Origin of the sequence: Salinibacter sp., assembly GCF_042218895.1 — a bacterium.
Lineage (GTDB): Bacteria > Bacteroidota > Rhodothermia > Rhodothermales > Salinibacteraceae > Salinibacter.
On the sequence record NZ_JBDGQQ010000073.1, the window covers coordinates 1,448 to 8,014 of the forward strand.

At 57.0% G+C, this 6,567-nt stretch carries 3 protein-coding genes; all 3 read right to left on the reverse strand.

The window, feature by feature from the left end; all coding sequences use genetic code 11:
- A partial coding sequence (locus ABEL04_RS07015; RefSeq protein WP_375801673.1) for a GWxTD domain-containing protein occupies nucleotides 1–1,364 on the reverse strand: 1,364 nt, incomplete at its 3' end.
- Nucleotides 1,365–1,519: 155 nt separating this feature from the next.
- Nucleotides 1,520–2,947: a SusD/RagB family nutrient-binding outer membrane lipoprotein gene (locus ABEL04_RS07020; protein ID WP_375801674.1), complete on the reverse strand. Its 1,428-nt coding sequence runs from the start codon at nucleotides 2,945–2,947 to the stop codon at nucleotides 1,520–1,522.
- Nucleotides 2,948–3,058: 111 nt separating this feature from the next.
- On the reverse strand, nucleotides 3,059–6,547 hold the full coding sequence (locus ABEL04_RS07025; protein ID WP_375801675.1) for a SusC/RagA family TonB-linked outer membrane protein: 3,489 nt from the start codon (nucleotides 6,545–6,547) through the stop codon (nucleotides 3,059–3,061).
- Between the last annotated feature and the right edge of the window lie 20 nt (nucleotides 6,548–6,567).

A 6,567-nucleotide genomic window follows, 5' to 3' on the forward strand; every position in this document is an offset into this window, starting at 1 on the left:
GGCGTATGCTTCTTCCGCTGACGGGCGATCTTCACTTCTTGCTGGTTTGCGGTAACAAACGCAGATCGTGCCATCTCGCTCGGCGACTTTCCAAGGGGCTGAGGACTTCCTTCCTGCTGAGTCAGTGCACTGTTGTCTGAGCGATTTCCCCTCGTGTAAAGCATACTTCCTGACTGTCCCTCGAAACGGATCCGGGTTTCCTCCATCTTGTTGAGGTATTGATCGAGTCGGTTGAATTCCGGACCATACGCGGTGTGGTACATCGACAACTGACGATAGGCCGTTCGCAGTGCTTCGAGAACAAAGTCGACTTTCGCCCCGCCGCGCCCTGTTCGTCCCGTCATCGCTGAGGTGTAGCGCTCCGGGATGAGATCGATAATTTCTCCGATCCGGTAGGTATTCCCGTTGTGCACGAACAAGAATGGCGACGGCTCGTCCCCATGCTTGTAAAGCCAAAACTTGTTCTCCGGAAAGCTGCTGACACTGACGAAGAGATTATTCCCTGCCGACTCTTGGATTCGGTGGATTACGTCCAGCAATTCTCCGCTGTCGAAGTCAATCGTTGTCGTGACGGTAGGGGCTCCGAGCCGGACGTAGACGCGACCGCGGTCATCAAATCCTGAGAGCGCTTTTTCGTAGTCGTAGTGGACACGAGCGTGGTTCACTCGCTGGAGATGTTCGACGAGACGTTCATTTTTCGCCGTCGCTGGTTTGGGATCCTGTGAACGCCACCAGGAAGCAAGCCGATGCCTGCTCCGAACTGTCGTGTCTACTTCCCGGTTCTGGTCTTTCCCCTGCAAGATCGCTCTCCGCAGGGTGTCCGGAAGCAAAAACTCCATCTGAGCAACGTGTCGGCGGATCACTTCTCGCGCTCCGGGAGGAGGCTTCTCATCCCCCTTCTCAAAAAGAAGAAGGTACACGTTGGCTGCCTGTGTGTACTCTGCTTTGACGCTATCTCGATACACAGCACGAATGTACGCATCCGCCGATCGCACATCCAGTCCTCCCTCCTCCACACTCTTCTGCACGCCAACCGACCAGACTCGTCGGGCCATCATTGGACGAGACTGGTCCTCGTAGACACGTCCGAGCCAGTAGGCCGCCGTCCCCTCTCCGTTCTTCGAACGAACGAGAGGATTCGCTTCGAAGAGCGGAAGGAGCTGGTTGAGCGCACGCGTGTGATTCTGCCTCTGGTAGGCTGTAACCGCCTCTCGAATTCGACTCGACCACTCAGCCTCTTGGAGCGTGTCCGTGGTCGATTGTCCCTGAACCGGACCGTTCGACAGCCCCAATCCGCACAGAAGAACGAGCGCAAGAAAATGCCTTACTCCACCGGGGACATGAGAAGGGAGAGGAACCGGCACGACCATGGTGGAATGCTCGTTATTCCAAACTGCTACATAGTATTTTAAACCGAAAGCCTGGTTCCCCCTGTCTTCACAAAGGGCAGCATAAAAAAGAGGGCTCCGGGCACAGAACGCCCGAAGCCCTCTACTGAGGCGTGATACGTGCACTCAGACTAGAAACCCGGGTAATCAAACTGGTTGGCTGGCGTGACCTCAAAGATGCCCGGCGGATTCTGCGGAGCATTGTTGTTCGCATTGATCTCCGTCTGAGCAATCAGGAACCGCTGGGGAAGCTGGCCACCCCGCTTCGGAGGGATATTGAGGAAGTTGTCTGTTCGCCGGACGTCATTGAAGACCTCAATGTGGGCCATCAGCGAGACGTACTTCTCTTCAAGCGTTTCACGCAGAAGGGCCCGGCGCTGAGATTCCCCCTGCGGATTCGCGAGACTGTCGCTCTGGAAGTCTTCCATCTCGTAATTCTGGTAGTAATCATCCCCAGAATACTGGGCGTCGGCCGCTTCACGAGCGTTGTTCAAGGCCGTGAGCGCACTTGCCATGTCCCCCGAGTTGTCCCTCAGCACGTAGGCCTCTGCCTTAATCAATTCGTTTTCGCGGTAGGTCACGAGCGGGTAATCGGAGGTCTGTCCGAAGTAAGCCCCACTCGCCGTATTAAGGTCCCACCCTCCGGGATCTCCGATGAAGTAGTCATTGAAGCGGGCCGACTCGTCAGTCTTGGCGTTTCCTCGATAGGCACTCGTGCTGTCATCCAAAATTTTTGCAGCGTATGAATCAGCAGCCTGGAGGTATCCCGTCCGCTCGATGTCATGGAAGAGCCAAAATGGATTCGAGTCGACTCCCCGCGTGGCCCCATGAGAAGCCATAAGATTGTTCGAAGGATCACTAATTCCATTTTGGGCCGCAGCCAGAGCATCCCCAGGGCGGTTCATGTGGAGCAGAAATCGCGCCTTGAGCGTATAGGCTGTTTCGATCCACTTCTGGGCTTCTCCCCCGAAGAAAATATCCTTATCCCCCGGGCTAATGCCCCCAGCTTGAAGATTAGAAATGGCCACGTCGAGGCTTCCGACAACCGCCGAGTAGACGTCCATCTGGGGCGTAAACTTCGGATTCAGATTGGCGTCCCCTTTCGCGGCTTCCTTCATCGGGACAGATCCGTGAAGGGCCGCTTTGGTGCCGAAGGTGTACGCCTCGATGACCTGAGCGATGCCGAGCACCAGGGCATTGCTCCCCCGGGTCTTTTCTTTTACGACGCTGAGGTCCCCGATCACGTCCGCATAACCAGTGACCCACATATTGTCGAAGTCACTGGAGTTGACGTTGTAAGAATTGAAGCCTGCGTACTGCCGGTCGGCACCTGTCAACTGACTGTTGAAGATGGAGGCCATCCGGGCTTGGTTACCGTCCTGGTAAAGGATCGCGGCTACCTGGGCGCTATTCAGCGCAAGATTGGCCGTCGTCTCGGTAGCCGAGTTTGGATCCTTATCATAGCCGCTTGTGAAGGAATCACACCCTAGTACGCCCACGGAGAGGACAGCGACGAGTAGTAGACTGGTGAGAACTCTGTAGTGGTATATGTATCGCATAATCAATACAGTTACGTAGGTCTGAACTCGGAAAATGAGTGGGCAGGAAAGGGAGAACGGCTGGCCCCGGCGGTCCGCCGCGGGCCAGCCCTCCCTGGCTGACTTTTTCCTCTAATAGTTCACCCGGATGGTGAACTGGTAGGACCGGGTATTCGGGTTGTTGAAGTAGTCCAACCCCTGACCGTTGGAGGGTCCCGTCAGATTCGTTTCCGGATCGATACCAGAGTAATTGGTAATCAGGAGCACATTCCGGGCGGTTGCGGAGAGGTCAATCGACGAAAGCCCGATGTCTTTCACGACATCGGAGTCCCAGGTGTACGAGAGGGACACGCGACGGAGGCGAAGGAACCCGCCATCCTCGATGAACTGTTCCCCGGGACCCGTGAAGCCACTTCCTGGTCCGGCCCAGTAGTAGTACTCGGAGATCACTCGTTCCCCGGCGCCGAAGTCCTTGAGGGTACCCCGGAACGAGTACGTCCCGTCGTCATTCTCCCGGGCATTGGCGCTCAGGAAGCCGCCGAAGCAATTATTGCTGGCCAACTGCGCAACCGTGCATCCGGCGTAGTTCACAATGTCCGGGTTGGTGGCTTTATCGGCACTGATGGTTGTCCACCAATTCTGACTGGCGTGACGGCCGAAAAAGGAGAGAGCCCCCTTCGTGCCGTTCCAAACATCTCCGCCGTGACGGTACTCAACCAGTGCACTGAGGGAGAGGCCCTTGTAACTGAACGTGTTGGTAATGCCCGACGTCCAGTCCGGGTTCGGATTCCCAATGACCCCCTGCGTGCTGGCCTGTTGAGGAAAGCCATTGGGACCGAGGACGCGGCCGTTTTCCCCGACCGTGAATCCTGCACTTTTCTCGCCGTCCGTGAGGGGCTCGCAGTTCTGTTCCACTGTCGACTCCGTGCATCCTTCCGGGGCCCGGCGCCAGCGGTTGCCGTAAAGCACGCCGTATTCTTCTCCCTCCACGAGACTTGAGGCCGTGCTCACGAAGCCTTGCAGTCCCACTTCGCGGACGCCCGCGAGGTTCTGAACGACGTTTTCGTTCGTGGACCAACGGAGATCGGTGTTCCACTGGAAGTTGTCGCCAGCAATCCATGTCCCATCCAGTGAGAGCTCAATACCTCGGTTCGTAATCTCGGCGACGTTATCCGTGCGGCTCGTGAAGCCCGTACTGGGCGCCACGTCAACCCCAAAGATCACGTTCTCCGACCGGCTCCGATAATAGGTTCCGTTGAAGGTGATACGATCGTTAAAGAACCGGAGGTCCAATCCCGCCTCGTAACTAGTAGTCGTTTCGGGCTGGATGATCGCGTTGCCGAGATTATTGTTGCGCTCGAAGCCGCCGCCGTAGCCGCTGGCCTGAAGCGTCGTTCCCGTGTATCCGTCGAAGAACCCCCCCGGACTGAAGTAGGTGAAGGCCTGATACGGATTCGGCTGTCGGCCCACTCGTCCGAAGCTTGCGCGGAGCTTTCCGAAGCTCAGGATGTCGTTTTCGGGGAGGATCTTGTGGAACTGCCAGGCTACGGACGTCGACGGATAGAAGAACGTATCGTCGGCCTTCGGCCCAAAGGTAGACGACTGGTCAATCCGTCCCGTCGCGGTGACGAAAACCTGATTGAACAGATCCACGTTCCACTCCGCGAAGACACTTCCTGTCCGTTCCGTGGAGAGGTCCAGGAACGAGCTCACGTCGGAGGCCGCCGCGTTCCCCAGGTTTCGGACCCGAACAGGGTTCGAGAAGTTGTTAAGGTCGCTGTCCAGCTCGTCGTACTTCTCGTGGGTAAGTTGAAAGCCGAGTGTGAGGTTGCTGGAAATTTGATCAGTGAGCGACCCATTTGCACGAGCCAGGAATGTAGCGTCTACCTGAAACTCGTTCAGTTGCTGCTCCTCCTGGTACCCACTTGGATTTCCGGAACTGCGCACCGGGAAGAAAGCGTTCCGCCGGTCTCTGTAGGTGTCCACCCCAACGCGGGAGGTAAGGTTCAACCAGTCGAAGGCATCGTAGGACGCCTCAACCTTCCCGAAGATGCGATTGACGGTCGAGTGATTCGTCGTCCGGTTGATGGTGAAAAGCGGGTTCGCGTATCCCGGACCCGTCGGACTTGGAGGGGCCGAAGATCCGACGTTTGCACCGGCCCCGAGAGGACTCCGGAACGCCCGGTGGAGCCCCCCAATCTTCGGTCCATCCAACCCATTGGGGTAGAAATCGACTGTGTAATCGGCATTGTTAAAGCCCGCTGGCGTCCGGTATGACCCAAGCAGGATGCCATCAAGATTGGAGCCCTGTTGAATGCGATCCGAGTTCGTATTTACGTAGTTCGCATTGCCTTTCACTGTAAGGCGCTCAGTTACCTCCCGCTCCACGTTCAGCCGGATGGAGGTCCGGTAGTAGTTGCTATTCACGGGGATAATGCCCTGCTGACGGGTATTCCCGATGCTCAAATAGAATCGACCCTGTTCGCCACCTCCACTAACACTCAGACTGTTTTCGAGAAGGGTGCCGGTCTCAAAAAGACGGGTACTCTGGTCGTACGTCTCCTTCGAGTTCTTGCCTCCGTGGGGATCTCCCGGGGCCCCACTGGGGATAATGCGATACTCCGTTCCCGTCTGTTGTCCCACAGCAACAGGATCATTCGGACCATCAAGGACATCGTCGGGGCCTCCATCTCGAAGATCGATTCGGTCTCCCCAGGAAAGAGCGGTCAGGAAACCACCAGTCCCAAACTTGTACCGTCCGCCAAATCCCTGGCCGTACGCCTCTTGGAGGTTCTGTGACTGATTTTGCTCGTCAATTCGGAGCGAGGTTTTGAACGACACGTCGGTCTTTCCAGCATAACTGCCCTTCTCTGTCTCAATGACAATGACGCCATCTGCGGCCTTCGACCCCCAGAGGGCAGCGGCGGAAGGCCCCTTCAGCACTTCTACGGACGCGATGTCTTGCGGATTGAGGTCATTCAAGCGCGATTGCTGCTGCACGCCCGCCACGCCCTGCTCGAAGGTCTGGTTGCTTATGGGCTGGCCATCCACCACGATTAAGGGCTGATTGTCTCCCTGGATGCTGGTGTTTCCGCGAATTGTGATGCGGGCCCCTGCCCCCGGATCTCCCCCGAAGCTGGAGACCTGCAGCCCGGCGGCCTTTGCCGAGAGGGACTTCGTGACACTCGCCTCGGCTGCATCAGCGATGGCAGCCCCGTCGATTTGGGACTGTGATGCACCAAGTTGATCGCGGTCCTCTTCAAGGCCGAGCGCCGTTACAGCCACCTCTTCCATTTGTACAGCAGTTGGCTGTAACTGGAGGCGAACCTGCGTCGTGCTCCCTGCCTTGACCTGAACGTCGCGTTCGAGCTGTTGATACCCTACAAACGACGCCAGGAGGGTGTATTCGCCCGGTGTGACTCCGGAAATCCGAAATATCCCATCCGCGTCTGTGGCGGCTCCCTGCTGGGTTTCTGAAATGACAACATTGACCCCTGGAACCGGCTGTCCGCTCTGCGCATCAACGACGGTTCCCTGGACCGTTCCTTGCTGGGCCACCACTAGCCCCGGTAACAGTAGAAGAGATAGCCCAAAAACAACACTTGGTATCAGTCGCTTCATTACTTTAGTCAGTCTGGTTC